Here is a 15,601-nt window from a genome sequence, read left to right on the forward strand (position 1 = left end):
ATCTGTTGTGTATTTAGCTCTATTTATTCAAAGCTTAACTAAATACATATGCAATCACAGCACCTGCGACTACAAGGCACCCACCGATTCTTCTGAGTTGATTGTCGGGCTGGCTGCTCAGCTCCTGTATCATGTTGCGCCAGCCTTTTGGTGCAACGAGCGGTCCCAGACCTTCAAGAATCAGCACCAATCCCAGTGCTAGCCATAATGAATCAGACATGTGATGTATAGGTAAAATTGAGTAGATGTAAAAAAGCCCCTTTCGGGGCTTTTCGATTAGTTTGCGCCTTTAGCGTCGTTCATGTACTTAAAGAACTCACTGTTCGGGTCAAGTACAAGGATGTCGCTCTTGCTGCCGAATGATTTTTCGTAAGCATTTAGTGAACGAAGGAAGCTAAAGAATTCAGGATCTTTACCGTAAGAATCCGAGTAGATCTTCGCGGCACGAGCGTCAGCTTCACCTCGTGTTACACGAGCTGTCTTATCAGCTTCAGCCAGTAGCGTAGCCACTTCTAACTCAGCTTGAGCACGAATAACTTCCGCTTTCTCACGACCTTGCGAACGGTGCTTACGCGCGACAGATTCACGCTCTGCACGCATACGACGGTAGATAGACTCACTGATTTCGTCAGGAAGGTTGATTTTCTTCATTCGGAAGTCAACCACTTCAATACCCAAATCACTCAGAGCACTGATGCGAGTCTCGCTAAGTACGTCAGCCATGATCTTGTCACGCTCACCATCAATCTCTAGCGCTTGCTTCGCAGCTTCGGTAGAGAGCTCTTCGCTGTTTACGTCTTCAGGTAGCACGTCGTTATTTCGTGGACCAGATACGATCTGCTTGATTTCACGCGAACCGATTTCTGCACGAAGTACGTCTGTCACTTTACGCTCAAGTAGTGCTTGTGCCGTCAGTGAATCGCCACCGCCTGTCGCCAGGTAGTATTGTCCAAAGTCTTGGATCTTCCACTTCACGTAGGAATCGATGATAACGTCTTTTTTCTCAGATGTTACGAAACGGTCTGCACGACCATCCATCGTTTGAATACGAGCATCCAATCGCTTCACACGATCAAACAAAGGCAGTTTGAAGTGCAAGCCAGGTTCGTAGATCTTAGAGATGATAATAGGCTGACCGTTCTCATCCAGAACATCCACCGTTGTTTCAACGCCGTCTTCAACCACAGTTTCGGTTTTAACGCCTTTTTGCACTTCCCCGAAGCGGATAACAATACCTTTTTCGCCTTCAGGTATAACGAACACGGACATTAAAAACAGCGCCAGAACAACAACCAATACTGGGATCATTAATTTACGCATAATTAGTATCTCCCTTGACGTGAGCCAGTTGAGCGAGATTGCGTAGATGATGAGGTATCAGTACGCTCTGATTCCAATTCAATCTGATCATATGCTGATGTTGATTTCGCTTTACGTTTCGTATTAGTGGTGTCCGCTGCCTGACCAGTAATCTTGTCGATTGGTAGGTAAAGCAGATTGCCGCTGGATTCAGAGTCGATCAGAACTTTTGAAGTACTGGTGTACACTTCTTCCATTGTGTCTAGGTATAGACGGTTACGTGTAACTTCAGGAGCAGCCTGATATTCAGGAAGCAGTTTCTCAAACTGTGCAACCTGACCAAGTGCTTCGTTTACTGTACGCTCAGAGTAACCCAAAGCTTCTTTCTTCAAACGCTCAGCACGACCTGTTGCTTTAGGAAGAATTTCGTTTTTGTAAGCTTCTGCTTCACGAACAAAACGCTCCTCATCCTCACGAGCTGCGATAGCATCATCGAATGCATCTTTTACTTGCTCTGGCGGACGTGCAGACTGGAAGTTCACATCCACGACTACGATACCCATATCGTAACCATCAATGATGCGGTTCAATGTGTCTTGCGTGCTTTGACGAATCTGCTGACGACCACTCGTCAGAATGCTATCCATCAAAGAATCACCAATCACAGCGCGAAGTGCAGAGTCTGTTGCTTGGCGTAAGCTGTCGTCTGCATTTGTTACTGTGTATAGGTATTTGTATGGGTCAGAAACTCGGTACTGAACACCCATTTCAACCGTTACTACGTTCTCATCTTTAGTCAGCATCAAGCCTGATGCGCGTAGTGAACGAATCGCTTGTACATTAACAAGCTCATAGGTATCGATGAACTTAGGGTGCCATTTAAGACCCGGACCTTCGATGCGGTCTTCTTTACCTAAGCGCAGCACAACAGAACGCTCTGCTTCACCTACGGTGTAGAAACCTGACACTACCCAAATCACGATGGCAACAACCGCAATTAAACCCAATCCGATAGCACCACCGCCACCGATTGAGGCTCCGTTGCCCCCGCGCTTACCAAACTTTCCACCCAGCTTCTGACTCAGCTTATTAAATACTTCATCTAAATCTGGCGGACCTTGATCACGACCACGATTATTATTCCCCCAAGGGTCTTTATCGCGGCCATTATCGCCGTTGTTATTTCCAGGCTCATTCCACGCCATTAGAAAGCTCCATCATTTGATATGACGTTATACTGTAGCAGTCCTTTAAGTAACTATAAAGTCACCTAAAACTGCCCCTTCTCTTTTTTCTAGTCTAGACCAATCTACTTGTTGCATTCGGACATCGATCAGCAAATTGCCTTGCTCATCATACGCCTCTTGTTGAATACTTTTCAATTGGAAGAAAGTACTACGGAATCTGCCCTGATATTGAGGTGGAATCCGAAGCTGATACTGAACCATTTGGCTGGCTAAACGCTGAGTCAGCGCTTCGAACAGCAGTTCAATACCTACACCTTCCATAGCTGAAACCCAAACGCGCTGAGGCATCCCCTCATCATCGTATTCAATTCTGGGTTGTTGACCTTCCATATTGTCAATCTTGTTCATCACGACAAGAGTGGGCACTTCGTGTGCGTCAATCTCTTCTAGCACGTCATGAACAGCTTGAATATTCTCACGAAAACGCTCATCACTGGCATCGACAACATGTAACAAAATGTCAGCTTCTTGCGTTTCCTGAAGTGTGGCTTTAAATGCAGCAACCAGATCGTGGGGTAAATGCCGGATAAATCCAACAGTATCCGCGAGAATCGCTGTACCAACATCGCTTAACTCTATCTTACGTAGCGTAGGGTCCAATGTAGCAAACAGCTGATCCGCTGCGTACACACCCGCTTCCGTGATTCGGTTAAACAAGGTTGATTTACCTGCGTTGGTGTAACCCACTAACGAGATGGTTGGGATTTCTGCGCGATTACGAGCTCGGCGACCTTGTTCACGCTGTTTAGCAACCTTCTCCAGTCTTCGGAGAATGGCTTTGATACGATCACGCAATAACCGTCGGTCAGTTTCTAACTGAGTTTCACCTGGTCCACGTAAACCTATCCCCCCTTTCTGACGCTCCAAGTGCGTCCAACCACGAATTAAGCGCGTTGAAATGTGGCGCAACTGTGCCAGTTCAACTTGAAGTTTACCTTCGTGAGTTCGAGCGCGTTGGGCGAAAATATCCAGAATCAGACCTGTACGATCTAGGACCCGACATTTGAAAAGATGTTCAAGATTTCGTTCTTGGGCAGGAGAAAGGGAGTGGTTAAAGATCACGATCTCAGCTCCGGAGCTTTTCACTGCCTGAGCGATTTCCTGAGCTTTACCCTCCCCGACATAGTATTTAGGGTGAGGGGATTGACGACTGCCGGTAACAACCTGCAAGACTTCAACCCCTGCGGACGTCACTAGCATTTCACATTCAGCTAGATCTTCCCATTCACCTTCTTGCGTGAAGTTGATATGAACAAGTACAGCCTGTTCACCGGCTTCATAACGGTCAAACAAGCACTCAACTCCTTACTAAAGTACTATTAATCTTCAGATTTCTCTTGTGGACGCTCTGAAGGAGAACGTTCATTGTTACTGTGGTGAGTCACTGCGCGAGCAGGAACCACAGTAGAAATAGCATGCTTATATACCATTTGGTTTACAGTGTTTTTCAATAAGATCACGAACTGATCGAAAGACTCGATTTGTCCTTGAAGTTTGATACCGTTCACCAGATAAATAGACACAGGTACACGCTCACGACGTAGCGCATTTAGAAATGGGTCTTGTAAAGACTGCCCCTTAGCCATTTTATTTTTCCTTATTTGATTGTAGTTTTAGTTTTATTTAGCTATTCAGAGAGCTGTTTTTGCATCCGAGCTAAATGAAAAAAATGCGCAAAAACGATCACATTATACACAGTCAAGTCAATCAGATGCTATGGCATTTGACATACTTTCGAGCGCTTCATCAATGTTTTCGCTATCTAACCAAGTTAAATCATCCCAACTGCGCAACCAGGTGATCTGTCGCTTGGCCAATTGACGGGTTGCACAGACTCCGCGAAATACCGCTTCATCTAACGTACAGTTCCCACCCAAATAGTCCCACATTTGCCTGTAACCAACACATCGAATCGAAGGAAGATCCGGGTGAAGATCTTTTCTAGCGTATAACGCCTGAACCTCTTCTTCAAACCCTGCATCGATCATTTTTTCGAAACGAAGCTCGATACGGCGGTGGAGCTCTGCCCTTTCCTTGGGGGCTATTGCAAATTGCTTAACCCGAAATGGCAAGGGATCACCTTGCTTTTTGGTCAGCTCAGTAAGAGTTTTACCTGAAATTTTGTAAACTTCCAATGCCCGTGACAATCTTTGTGGATCATTCGGGTGGATTCTCTTCGCTGATACAGGATCAATATCCTTGAGTTGATCGTGCAACGCAGACCAACCTAAAGTCAACGCATCTTGCTCTATTTGTTGACGAATTGCAGGATCTGCCGCAGGCAAAGGTGACAACCCTTCTAATAGAGCTTTGTAATACAGCATAGTTCCGCCAACCAAGAGCGGAATTTTACCGGCGGCGACAATTTCATTCATTTCTGAAAGCGCATCACGACGGAAATCAGCGGCTGAGTACGATTCACTCGGATCCAATATATCGATCAAGCGATGAGGAGCTTTCGCCTGCTCTTCCTCATCGGGTTTGGCGGTGCCAATGTCCATCCCTTTGTATATCAATGCGGAGTCCACACTGATGATTTCAACGGGATATTTTTGTCTTAAACGTATGGCGATTTCGGTTTTACCCGATGCGGTTGGCCCCATTAAAAACAGCGCCAGAGGAAGTTTATCTGTCATCACGAATTCATTGCTGCAATGGCTGAAGCGAAGTTAACGGACTGACAGAATACTGGATCCTTGACTGGCATTTTGCCTGCTCTCAAATTCTCAATATCTGCTATCAATTGAATGGCTTCCGATGTGGTATAGGTATCTTTTACCTGAGTCACTTCGGTCGCAAGCCATTTAGATATCCGCTCTGCTTCAACCTCATTGGTTTGTTTCTGCAGATACGATAACAGATCTGGTATCAAGATTTGTAAGTTTTGCTGTCTGAGAGGTTGGGGAACCGCCATGACCATGATACTGCGAGCATTTTTTTCCCGCAGCTGAATTCCTAGCTGCTGAAGTAAAGTATCAAATTGTGATACTTGTTCTACCAGGTTCTTATCCAACTTAATGGATAACGGTACTAATAATGGCTGAGCTTTGAGCGGACCATGCGCCACCGACAATTGAGACTGTGTTCTGTACCACTCTGCTCGCGGTAAGTTCACAAGAACGCAGGAAGGCTCGGCTTGCATCAGGAGATACTGTTGGTCCACGACCGTAAATGCTTTTCCAAGCACCACATGACTCTTAGGAGTTTCAGGCTTATCGGAGCCAACCGATTCTACCGGTTCAATGTCTTCCGGTGTTTTCAGCAGCTCTTTATAGGCTCTTACTTCTTGCCAGGTTGGTGCATCTTCCTTTGCTTTGCTTCTAGGCTTCGCTCCGCCAGAAACAGGCTTAGACTGTTGCCATTCGTTTCGGGCAGTATTCGTTGGCTCTGAAGAAGAAGGGGGGTTACCCAAGTTCGGAATTTTCGGTTCTGAGTAGGAATGATGTGAAGGCGCGGAGTGAGTGTCTGTGAACGCCTGAGGCACATAGGCAGAAGCCTCTGCTTTTCTCGGATACGCAGGTGTGCTGGCGATGGCTTCCATTACTCGATGCTGATCATCCTGCTGGGGCGCAGGCTGATGATAAGCGGATGCACGGGTCTCAGCGGGAGTAATCGACTCGGTTTGAGACAAAGCATCACTCAGCGCCTGATAGATAAAGTCATGAACCAGACGGGCTTGGTGGAATCGCACCTCATGCTTGGCAGGATGAACATTCACATCCACCTGATGTGGGTCCAGCTCAATAAACAAAACATACGTAGCGAATTGGTCTGGGCTCAGGCTGTTTTCGTAACTCTGACGAATCGCGTGATTAATGAGTTTGTCCCTCATCATACGACCGTTGACGTAACAATATTGCAGATCGCTTTGCTGGCGTGCACCTTCAGGGGTGGTGATCCAACCGTGAAGTTTCAAGCCTTGATGTTCAAGCTCTATGTTCAACATGTGTCGAACAAACGCACTGCCACAAACTGCTGAAATACGCGCTTCTGTCTGTCGTTCGGTTTTCGCAGCTCGGTACTGACGAACCATTTTTCCGTTGTGGCGCAAATTAATCGTCACATCAAAACGGCTCAGAGCGATACGCTTAAGCAACTCATCGATATGAGAAAATTCGGTTTTTTCTGTTCTTAAGAATTTTCGCCGAGCAGGAGTATTGAAGAACAAATCCAGCACTTCCACTGACGTACCGATTGGATGAGCGGTTGGCTGGAGTTTTACTTCCATATCTCGACCTTCACTGTACGCAGACCATGCCTCATCCTGTGTAGCAGGTCGGGAAGTCATGGTAAGACGAGACACAGAGCTGATACTGGCCAGTGCTTCACCACGAAACCCCAGGCTCATGATAGCTTCAAGATCGTCCAAGGTGTGAATCTTTGACGTGGCATGGCGGCTTAACGCCAAACCTAGCTCGTCTTTGGCAATGCCTTTGCCGTTATCCCGAACACGAATCAGCTTAGAACCGCCCTTTTCGATATCGATATCGATGCGCGTGGCTCCTGAATCTAAGCTGTTTTCCACCAACTCTTTCACGACTGACGCAGGGCGTTCTACCACTTCCCCTGCGGCTATTTGGTTCGCTAATCTGGCTGGTAGTATTTTAATCGTCATTATTTACTCGGGATTATCAAAACCTGACCAACGGATAAGGTATCAGATTTTAGGTTATTCACTTTTTTGATTGCCGAAGTCGAAACCCCATATTTCGAGGCGATTTTTCCAAGATACTCGCCACGTTTCACTTTGTGCTTCACAATCGGCTTATCTTTGAGTTTCACCTGAATTTTTAGCTTCTGACCAACCTTTAGAGTATTCGATTTCAGATTATTGCGCTGTTTAATACTCGCAACAGACACTTTGTACTTATTGGCAATCTTGCCAAGATACTCACCCGATTTCACCACGTGAGTAATGATTTCCGTCTTCACCTTAGGTTCTGATGGTGCGCCACCAGAAATCAACAAAACTTGCCCAACCGCAATATTGGTGCTTTTCAGTTTGTTGGTTGCCATAATGGCTTTGGTCGTGGTGCCGTACTTCTGAGCAATTCGGGACAGAGATTCGCCTCGAACCACTTTATGTTTAACGGTTGCACCTTTGTTCGCGAGCCAGGTTCCTTCCGGTGGGTTTGCCTCAAAATAACTGACAATGGCTTTCGATAGCGCTTTCGCCAGCTTGTTTTGATGCGAACGCTGGAATAACAGTTTCTCTTCAACCGGGTTGGACATAAAACCCGTTTCAACCAGTACCGATGGAATATCCGGAGACTTCAAGACCGCCAGGCTTGCGTGAACAGGCTCTTTCTTATGAAGGCGGGTTACTTTTCCCATTTCCTTAAGAATCTTGGTGGCAACCTTATACCCTTCTTTCTGTGAATGGCTGAATTTTAGATCTAGTAAGGTCTGGCTGACGTTTCTGTCATTATTGACCTTAGATAGCACTTCACCTGCACCACCTAGCAGTTCAGATTGTTCCTCGTGCTTTTCGACCCAACGAGCAATTTCACTATTAGCACGACGAACATTAAGCACAAAGACAGAGCCACCGCGAGGCTGAGGTGAACGGAAACTGTCGGCATGCACTGACACAAGAAGGTGCGCTTTATTCTTTCGCGCGATCGAAGAACGCTTATTCAGATTAACAAAGTAATCACCTGTTCGAGTAAGAACGGCGCGTACCCCACGAACCTGGTTTAATTCGCTGGCTAATTTCTTTGAAATGATCAGCGTGGCGTGCTTTTCGTACTTTTTCGTCGGTCCGATAGAACCAGGGTCTTCACCTCCGTGCCCAGGATCTATCGCCACTATCACATCCGCATTGCCCAAGAATTGCGACGCATCTTTACTTGGTGTGGTTTTCTTAGGGATAAGAGGATTGGCAGGTTTGGCTGGCGCTGGTGTCGCCACTTTGCCGTGAGGCAAGTCAATCACCAAACGGTGCCCATACTGACCACCAGGCGTAGGACTCAGCTTGAACAGATTTGCCTTGGTTTTCTTTTTTAATTCAAAAACCAGTCGATACGTCCCTTTTGAAGGGGGGCTGCTTTTTCGGATTTTCTTGAGTACAGGAGAGTCTTTAACATTGATCGGCAGCTTTGCAGCGATGTCGGTCTGTTTCAGATCCACCACCAGACGCTCTGGGCTACTCAGAGTGAAGTACGTGTAGTTAGCTTCACTGCTCAAATCAATGACAATTCGGGTTTCTTCGGGCGAAGGCCAAACCCTCACCCCTTCCAGCGTATTGGCTGAAACCTTGGCAGCAACCCCAAACAGAAAAAAGAAAGCAAGCAGTATGAGTGCTCGAAATTGCTTATAAATCAACACGACTCCAAGTTCTTAAGCAAGGCATGACCGTAGTCCGTATTGGCTGTGACCGTAGCAATACGTTGTGATTGGTCATATTTGATCTCAATATCTAAATCTGGAGAAGGCAATAACCCCTCTCCCTTTTCCGGCCACTCAACTAAACAGATCGCATCAGGAGTAAAATAGTCACGAATTCCCATGAATTCGAGCTCTTCAGGATCAGCCAGACGATACAAATCGAAATGATAAACTTGCCACTCGTCCAACTGATACGGCTCTACTAGAGTGTAAGTAGGGCTTTTTACATTGCCAGTATGTCCCAGTGAGCGAATAAAACCACGACTGAATGTGGTTTTTCCTGCACCGAGATCGCCGTGCAAGTAAATGGTGGTTTGCTGGTGACATGCTTTCGCGACAAGTTGTCCAAATTCAACGGTGGCGTTTTCATCAATGAGAGTGAAGTGTTTCATGTTCATTTGTTGCATGTTCCAGTGCCGATCAACGACTATATAAAATTCAAAAGAAACCGAATAGTAAACCGTGTTGGTTTTGAGAGACAAGATCTTATCTGTTAGGAAAAGATAAAAATTCACCATTAAGGGTGAATCTCATGAAAAGCTCGCTTTAATGCTCATTGCAACAGAGATCCTTTCCTTAATTTGAGACAATCGAGATAGGGTCTGTTGACCTTTCGAGCTGATTTTTGCAGCAATTTGTGGGTTCTTTATACAAGGCAGCGCTTATTCGGTGTAGTCGCTCTACATCAATAAGCGATAACACAGTAGAAAGGAGCCACAAATGCTGCCCGAAGGGTTCGGTTCTATGCGCTTTACTCTTTGTTGCAAGGTATTTGCTTAGATACTTATTTACTTCAAAAACCAAGCGAAAGACCTTGCGCCGTGATTAAAACACATAGAACTCGAACAAAATTTAACCACGAAAGATCAACAGACCCTATGCATTAGTTACGCGAAAAGGAGTTCTTTTTGTCATTTGAATCAGTTAGAATCGTCGCCCATTTTTCACGCTGTCGGCGCTAAGAATCACTCCAAAGCTATGGATTACTCCGAACTTGCCATAAAAATTAAGCAGTGGGCAACCGAGCTTGGTTTTCAGAAAGTCGGCATCTGCGATGTTGATTTGTCTGAGCATGAAAAGCCACTTCAAGACTGGCTCGATGCTGGCTACCACGGAGAAATGGACTGGATGGCACGCCACGGTATGATGCGTGCTCGTCCCGCTGAACTGCTGCCTGGCACAGTCAGAGCCATCAGCGCCCGGATGAACTACCTTCCACCGGATGCGCAGTTTGCCAGTAACCTAGAAGACTCGACTCAAGGCTATATTAGCCGGTACGCCTTAGGGCGTGACTATCACAAGCTCGTTCGCAACCAGTTAAAGAAGCTAGGGCAGAGAATCGAAGCAGAAGTGGGGCAATTTGGTTACCGACCCTTTGTAGATTCTGCCCCGATTCTTGAGCGCCCCATCGCGCAAAAAGCCGGACTGGGCTGGACAGGAAAACACTCTTTGATACTGGATGAAGGTTCGGGCTCATGGTTTTTCTTAGGTGAACTGCTGATCGACCTCCCCCTGCCCGTCGATGAACCTTCAACCGATCAGTGCGGAACCTGTAAAGCCTGCATTACCTCCTGTCCCACAGGCGCTATTGTCAGCGAAGGTGTCATTGATTCCAGGCTCTGCATTTCTTACTTAACCATAGAGTTAAGTGGAAAAATCCCTGTAGAGCTTCGTTCAAAGATGGGGAACAGAATATACGGCTGTGATGACTGCCAATTGGTTTGCCCGTGGAATCGTGAAGCAGATATTACCGACCAGAAAGATTTTCACCGACGTGATGCTTTTGGCTCGGCAGACTTGCTTACTCTGATGTCTTGGACAGAAGAAGAATTTCTAAAAAAGATGGAAGGCTCAGCTATCCGACGCATCGGGCACATTCAATGGATGAGAAATGTGGCTGTTGCAATGGGAAATGCTCCCTTTTCTCAGGATATCGTCTATGCTCTTGAGGGTCGCTTAGGAATTGACGACAACCTGGATGACCACATTGAATGGGCAATTGAGACACAAATTTCCAAAACCCCTGTAAAAGACCGGAAAAAGGAAAGACTTATCCGAATCATCCAAAAAGGTTTACCAAGAGACGCTTAACCTTTGGCAAGCATTTGTGGTGCACTGTGCACAACCCTCTGTAATTAAAAGTTCAAAATCTGAGACGAATTTTGTACCTATAATTTGATGTAATTCTCAAAAAGTGCTCTATGTGGAAAAAAGCGAATTTGGTAGCACAGATAGCTGGAGAAAGAAAAGTTAAACACAGATACAATAAATGACGAGGATCAAAAAAACACGAGTTAATGATCTTAATGCTTACATATCGAAAGTTAAGAAATCACCCCGCAAGCCTTGATATACATAGACTTACACTGTTTTCATATTTATCCGTGACAAACAGAACAAAAGAAAGATCCTTGCCACCTTCCCCGATCATTTCGAATAAAACAATTTATCAACCAAGTTATCCACAGATATCACTTTGTGGATAAGTCTGTTAGCGAAATTGTAAACACGCACCAGATTCCGCTCTGCACTTATCTATGGCAGTGGAAAACTGAGCGTTAATAGACGCGGTATCTGTATGTATTATGAAAACGAAAAAAAACACCCGACTGGGTGGTTATTTTTATTTCTTTTTGGGGTAATGCTTCTCAGCATTAAATAAAGAGCGGTTGATGCATCTTCACATCATTCCCTATCGGGAGAAGTGTCATTGTTAAGCACAATGAAAGCTTTTGTCTTTTTTTGAATAGAGATTGGAGCGACACACGAGGTTCGAACTCGTGACCTCAACCTTGGCAAGGTTGCGCTCTACCAACTGAGCTAGTGTCGCATCTTGTCATCGTAAAGTACGATGAAGGCTATTTTCTCTGTTCGTAAAGAGACTGGAGCGACACACGAGGTTCGAACTCGTGACCTCAACCTTGGCAAGGTTGCGCTCTACCAACTGAGCTAGTGTCGCATGACTTATCACTGTCGCAATAAATCTTAATTTGGTTGCGGGGGCCGGATTTGAACCGACGACCTTCGGGTTATGAGCCCGACGAGCTACCAAGCTGCTCCACCCCGCGTCCGTATTTCATCATTCAAAGCATGATGAGAGCTTATTCAACTGGAGCGACACACGAGGTTCGAACTCGTGACCTCAACCTTGGCAAGGTTGCGCTCTACCAACTGAGCTAGTGTCGCATGACTTATCGCTATCGCAATAAATCTTAATTTGGTTGCGGGGGCCGGATTTGAACCGACGACCTTCGGGTTATGAGCCCGACGAGCTACCAAGCTGCTCCACCCCGCGTCCGTATTCACCATTCAAAGCATGATGAGAGCTTATTCAACTGGAGCGACACACGAGGTTCGAACTCGTGACCTCAACCTTGGCAAGGTTGCGCTCTACCAACTGAGCTAGTGTCGCATGACTTATCGCTATCGCAATAAATCTTAATTTGGTTGCGGGGGCCGGATTTGAACCGACGACCTTCGGGTTATGAGCCCGACGAGCTACCAAGCTGCTCCACCCCGCGTCCGTATTCACCATTCAAAGCATGATGAGAGCTTATTCAACTGGAGCGACACACGAGGTTCGAACTCGTGACCTCAACCTTGGCAAGGTTGCGCTCTACCAACTGAGCTAGTGTCGCATTCACAACGTTTCCGTCGTTTAGGGCTGCGAATTATAAGAGCATTTTTTTGTGATGCAAGTCCTTCCCTCAAAAAAATTAAATTTTTTGTCAGTTTGCCGAAAAAAGAAACAAAACCAATCAGATTCGCTCAGCCCTTAAGCGAATCGGTTGTTTGGCTGCATTTTAAATGCGGATAAAACTGCGTATTGCCCAAAGACTTACCATTGGACAATAAGAGGAGGGACCTTAAATACTAAATACGTGCTGACGATAAAACTTCAGCTCAGCAATGGACTCACGAATGTCATCAAGTGCTAGGTGGCTGCCTGTTTTAGAGAACTTTTTAAGCACTTCTGGCTGCCAGCGGCGTGTCAGTTCTTTGATGGTACTGACATCTATGTAGCGGTAGTGGAAATATGCCTCCAGCTCAGGCATGAACTCGTATAAGAAGCGTCTGTCCTGCCCAACACTGTTACCGCAGATCGGAGATTTACCTTCCGGCACCCACTGTTTCAGGAACTCGATGGTTTGATCAATCGCCTGTTGCTCTGTCACAGTGCTCTCTTTTACGCGAGCAACTAAGCCACTGCCTGTATGAGTTGTGGTGCACCACTCATCCATTTTGGCTAACTCTTCTTCTGGTTGGTGAATGGCCAGAACGGGTCCTTCAGCGAGAATATTGAGCTCACTATCGGTAACAATAGTAGCGATTTCAATGATCTTATGGGTTTCAGGGTCTAACCCTGTCATCTCTAGATCGATCCAAATTAAGTTCTGATCGCTGAACGACATAGATGAATTGCCTATTTTGTTGATAAAAGAGGTATCATACCCACCTATTTTGGAATTCCAACCAAAGAAGTTGATAATCCGTGGCAAAAAAGAAAAAGCTCACAAAAGGTCAAGTACGACGCGTTCGTCACAACCAAAAAAAGCGATTGACCCAAGAAGACACTGTTCAATGGGAAGAGTCCATGCTTGGTGCAACCAAAGCAGGGCTAGTCATCACTCGGTTCGGTCAACACGCCGATATTGAAGACAATGAAACTGGCGAGATCCATCGCTGCAATTTACGACGTGGTATAGAAAGCTTAGTCTCTGGTGACAAAGTTATCTGGCGCTCTGGTCACGAAGCCATGGCGGGTATCTCTGGCGTTGTTGAAGCAGTGGAACCACGCACATCTGTTTTGACCCGCCCGGATTATTACGATGGTTTAAAACCTGTCGCTGCCAACGTCGACCAAATGGTCATCGTTTCATCGGTATTGCCTGAGCTCTCTCTTAATATCATAGACCGTTATTTGGTTGCCTCTGAAACCCTGAGCATTGCACCACTCATTGTGCTAAACAAAATCGACCTTCTCGATAACGAGCAACGCGAAACGTATCGTACCTGGCTCACTGAATATGAAAAAATAGGCTATCAGGTGATGTTGGTCAGTAAGGAATCTGGCGAAGGTGTTGAAGAGCTGCAAGCCTTACTTAAAGATCGGATTAATATCTTTGTGGGACAATCCGGTGTCGGCAAATCCAGCTTAGTCAATGCTCTGATGCCGGAAGTCGAAGCCGAAGAAGGTGCGGTGTCTGAAAACTCTGGGCTTGGACAACACACAACAACGGCTGCCCGGTTGTACCATTTCCCGAAAGGGGGCGACTTAATCGACTCTCCTGGAGTACGTGAATTTGGTTTGTGGCACCTGGAGCCGGATGAAGTCACTGAAGCGTTTGTGGAATTTCGACCTTTCCTTGGTGGCTGTAAGTTCCGTGACTGCAAGCATACCGACGACCCGGGGTGCATCATCCGAGAAGCGGTAGAGCGCGGTGATATCAGCGAAGTTCGTTTTGAAAATTACCATCGCATTATCGAAAGCATGCAAGAAAACAAAGCGAATCGTCAGTACTCTCGGAATAAGAAAGCGGACCTTTAACCTTCATCCCAACGACCATTGCCGCAAAATTGTGGCAAAACGTTAGAGGGACTTGTAAAGAAGCTGACAACGGTAGTGAGATTCAGTAACATCTCGCGCCGACTTGTTGAACAATTTGGAATCAATTGTGTTAGATAAAATTAAAGTGAGTCTCCAGTACTGGATTCCACAACATGGATTGACGCGTCTTGTTGGTAATCTGGCAAGCGCAAAAGCAGGCAGTTTGACCACGGCTGTGATTCGTTGGTTTATCAAGCAGTACAAAGTCAACATGGACGAAGCATTGCACTCCGACCCTGCTTACTTCAAAACATTTAACGAATTTTTCGTACGTGAGCTAAAAGAAGGCGCACGCCCAATCGCAGAAGGCGAGCATGTTATATCTCACCCTGCCGACGCTTGTGTTAGTCAGTTTGGCCCCATCACGGATGGTCAGTTGATTCAGGCAAAAGGTCACAACTATTCAGCTCAAGAGCTGCTTGGCGGCAGTGAAGCGTTGGCAGAAGAGTTCAAAGATGGTGAGTTTGCGACGCTGTACTTGTCGCCGCGTGATTACCACCGTGTTCATATGCCATGTGACGGCACGCTACGTAAAATGATTTATGTACCGGGTGACCTGTTCTCCGTAAACCCACTGACCGCAGAGAATGTGCCTAATCTGTTCGCTCGTAACGAACGTGTGGTGTGTATTTTTGATACCAAGTTTGGTCCTGTGGCTCAGGTTCTGGTTGGTGCCACTATTGTTGGTAGCATTGAACTCATTTGGGCAGGAACCGTCACTCCTCCTCGTGGAAACACCGTTTACACATGGGATTACCCTGCTGAAGGTGATAAATCCGTTGTGCTGAAAAAAGGCGAAGAGATGGGTCGATTTAAACTTGGTTCGACCGTAATCAACCTGTTTGCAAAAGACAGCATCCAGTTTGATGAGAGCATGCAGCTCAACGCGCCAACGGTTATGGGTACGCCTTACGCCCACAAAGCAGAAGCTTAAATCGCTTTCCCCGAAATTGGAAAGGCAGCTCATTGAGCTGCCTTTTTTGTTTTTTGATAAAAAACAAACTTCTATTCGATAATATCCCACAGCTTCTCAAACTACCGACACGATCTTAGTACGCGA

Annotated in this window: 13 protein-coding genes and 8 tRNA genes; 3 read left to right on the forward strand and 18 right to left on the reverse strand. The window is 46.2% G+C overall.

What is annotated here, in order from left to right:
* Positions 1 to 34 precede the first annotated feature (34 nt).
* From INR79_RS16465 to tsaE, 9 genes are all read right to left on the reverse strand, one after another.
* Entirely contained in the window at positions 35 to 220 is a 186-nt protein-coding gene (locus INR79_RS16465; protein ID WP_223095138.1) for a DUF2065 domain-containing protein, read from the reverse strand.
* A 56-nt stretch (positions 221 to 276) separates the two neighbouring features.
* Positions 277 to 1,320, reverse strand: coding sequence for a protease modulator HflC (hflC, locus tag INR79_RS16470; RefSeq protein WP_223095140.1), 1,044 nt, complete (start codon positions 1,318 to 1,320; stop codon positions 277 to 279).
* 2 nt (positions 1,321 to 1,322) lie between these two features.
* On the reverse strand, positions 1,323 to 2,504 hold the full coding sequence (gene hflK, locus INR79_RS16475; RefSeq protein ID WP_004399861.1) for an FtsH protease activity modulator HflK: 1,182 nt from the start codon (positions 2,502 to 2,504) through the stop codon (positions 1,323 to 1,325).
* 45 nt (positions 2,505 to 2,549) lie between these two features.
* Positions 2,550 to 3,839 (reverse strand): ribosome rescue GTPase HflX, encoded by a 1,290-nt coding sequence (gene hflX / locus INR79_RS16480; RefSeq protein WP_004399860.1) that lies wholly within the window; start codon positions 3,837 to 3,839, stop codon positions 2,550 to 2,552.
* 26 nt (positions 3,840 to 3,865) lie between these two features.
* Complete coding sequence (gene hfq / locus INR79_RS16485; RefSeq protein WP_004399859.1) at positions 3,866 to 4,132, reverse strand: RNA chaperone Hfq; 267 nt, start codon at positions 4,130 to 4,132, stop codon at positions 3,866 to 3,868.
* A gap of 117 nt (positions 4,133 to 4,249) precedes the next feature.
* Positions 4,250 to 5,182, reverse strand: a complete 933-nt coding sequence (gene miaA, locus INR79_RS16490) for a tRNA (adenosine(37)-N6)-dimethylallyltransferase MiaA (protein ID WP_223095142.1) — start codon at positions 5,180 to 5,182, stop codon at positions 4,250 to 4,252.
* The gene (gene mutL / locus INR79_RS16495) at positions 5,182 to 7,161 is read right to left on the reverse strand and encodes a DNA mismatch repair endonuclease MutL (RefSeq protein WP_223095144.1); all 1,980 of its coding nucleotides are present in this window, start codon (positions 7,159 to 7,161) and stop codon (positions 5,182 to 5,184) included. Before mutL ends, miaA begins: the two co-directional genes overlap by 1 nt.
* Entirely contained in the window at positions 7,161 to 8,873 is a 1,713-nt protein-coding gene (locus tag INR79_RS16500; RefSeq protein WP_223095146.1) for a LysM peptidoglycan-binding domain-containing protein, read from the reverse strand. The genes mutL and INR79_RS16500 overlap by 1 nt, the downstream gene beginning before the upstream one ends.
* Positions 8,867 to 9,331, reverse strand: coding sequence for a tRNA (adenosine(37)-N6)-threonylcarbamoyltransferase complex ATPase subunit type 1 TsaE (gene tsaE, locus INR79_RS16505; RefSeq protein ID WP_004399855.1), 465 nt, complete (start codon positions 9,329 to 9,331; stop codon positions 8,867 to 8,869). Before tsaE ends, INR79_RS16500 begins: the two co-directional genes overlap by 7 nt.
* A gap of 580 nt (positions 9,332 to 9,911) precedes the next feature.
* Here tsaE and queG point away from each other — a divergent pair.
* Positions 9,912 to 11,024 carry a tRNA epoxyqueuosine(34) reductase QueG gene (gene queG / locus INR79_RS16510; RefSeq protein ID WP_038124438.1) on the forward strand — a complete coding sequence of 371 codons (1,113 nt, stop codon included), beginning with the start codon at positions 9,912 to 9,914 and terminating at the stop codon, positions 11,022 to 11,024.
* Between the two features lie 663 nt (positions 11,025 to 11,687).
* Here the strand turns inward: queG and INR79_RS16515 are convergent.
* The 9 genes from INR79_RS16515 to orn form a co-directional block, all read right to left on the reverse strand.
* Positions 11,688 to 11,763 (reverse strand) — tRNA-Gly (locus INR79_RS16515).
* A gap of 53 nt (positions 11,764 to 11,816) precedes the next feature.
* Positions 11,817 to 11,892: transfer RNA gene (locus tag INR79_RS16520), tRNA-Gly, on the reverse strand.
* A 32-nt stretch (positions 11,893 to 11,924) separates the two neighbouring features.
* Positions 11,925 to 12,001 (reverse strand) — tRNA-Met (locus tag INR79_RS16525).
* A 42-nt stretch (positions 12,002 to 12,043) separates the two neighbouring features.
* Positions 12,044 to 12,119 (reverse strand) — tRNA-Gly (locus INR79_RS16530).
* A 32-nt stretch (positions 12,120 to 12,151) separates the two neighbouring features.
* Positions 12,152 to 12,228: transfer RNA gene (locus INR79_RS16535), tRNA-Met, on the reverse strand.
* 41 nt (positions 12,229 to 12,269) lie between these two features.
* Positions 12,270 to 12,345, reverse strand: a tRNA-Gly gene (locus tag INR79_RS16540).
* 32 nt (positions 12,346 to 12,377) lie between these two features.
* Positions 12,378 to 12,454 (reverse strand) — tRNA-Met (locus INR79_RS16545).
* Positions 12,455 to 12,495: 41 nt separating this feature from the next.
* Positions 12,496 to 12,571 (reverse strand) — tRNA-Gly (locus INR79_RS16550).
* A gap of 228 nt (positions 12,572 to 12,799) precedes the next feature.
* A complete protein-coding gene (gene orn / locus INR79_RS16555) occupies positions 12,800 to 13,345 on the reverse strand; it encodes an oligoribonuclease (RefSeq protein WP_022610770.1) in 546 nt (181 codons plus the stop codon).
* An 80-nt stretch (positions 13,346 to 13,425) separates the two neighbouring features.
* Between orn and rsgA the strand changes: the two genes are divergently transcribed.
* Both rsgA and asd read left to right on the forward strand, forming a co-directional pair.
* Positions 13,426 to 14,481: a small ribosomal subunit biogenesis GTPase RsgA gene (gene rsgA, locus INR79_RS16560; RefSeq protein ID WP_022594180.1), complete on the forward strand. Its 1,056-nt coding sequence runs from the start codon at positions 13,426 to 13,428 to the stop codon at positions 14,479 to 14,481.
* Between the two features lie 127 nt (positions 14,482 to 14,608).
* Positions 14,609 to 15,475, forward strand: a complete 867-nt coding sequence (gene asd, locus INR79_RS16565) for an archaetidylserine decarboxylase (protein ID WP_223095148.1) — start codon at positions 14,609 to 14,611, stop codon at positions 15,473 to 15,475.
* Positions 15,476 to 15,601 lie beyond the last annotated feature (126 nt).

Source organism: Vibrio sp. SCSIO 43132 (assembly GCF_019904195.1).
GTDB classification, from domain to species: domain Bacteria; phylum Pseudomonadota; class Gammaproteobacteria; order Enterobacterales; family Vibrionaceae; genus Vibrio; species Vibrio nigripulchritudo.

Excerpts from the sequence above, each read along its gene's own strand:
- queG (WP_038124438.1), top strand. The coding sequence starts at position 9,912 with ATGGATTACTCCGAACTTGCCATAAAAATTAAGCAGTGGGCAACCGAG.
- mutL (WP_223095144.1), bottom strand. The coding sequence starts at position 7,161 with ATGACGATTAAAATACTACCAGCCAGATTAGCGAACCAAATAGCCGCA.
- hflK (WP_004399861.1), bottom strand. The coding sequence starts at position 2,504 with ATGGCGTGGAATGAGCCTGGAAATAACAACGGCGATAATGGCCGCGAT.
- tsaE (WP_004399855.1), bottom strand. The coding sequence starts at position 9,331 with ATGAACATGAAACACTTCACTCTCATTGATGAAAACGCCACCGTTGAA.
- hfq (WP_004399859.1), bottom strand. The coding sequence starts at position 4,132 with ATGGCTAAGGGGCAGTCTTTACAAGACCCATTTCTAAATGCGCTACGT.
- INR79_RS16465 (WP_223095138.1), bottom strand. The coding sequence starts at position 220 with ATGTCTGATTCATTATGGCTAGCACTGGGATTGGTGCTGATTCTTGAA.
- orn (WP_022610770.1), bottom strand. The coding sequence starts at position 13,345 with ATGTCGTTCAGCGATCAGAACTTAATTTGGATCGATCTAGAGATGACA.
- miaA (WP_223095142.1), bottom strand. The coding sequence starts at position 5,182 with ATGACAGATAAACTTCCTCTGGCGCTGTTTTTAATGGGGCCAACCGCA.
- hflC (WP_223095140.1), bottom strand. The coding sequence starts at position 1,320 with ATGCGTAAATTAATGATCCCAGTATTGGTTGTTGTTCTGGCGCTGTTT.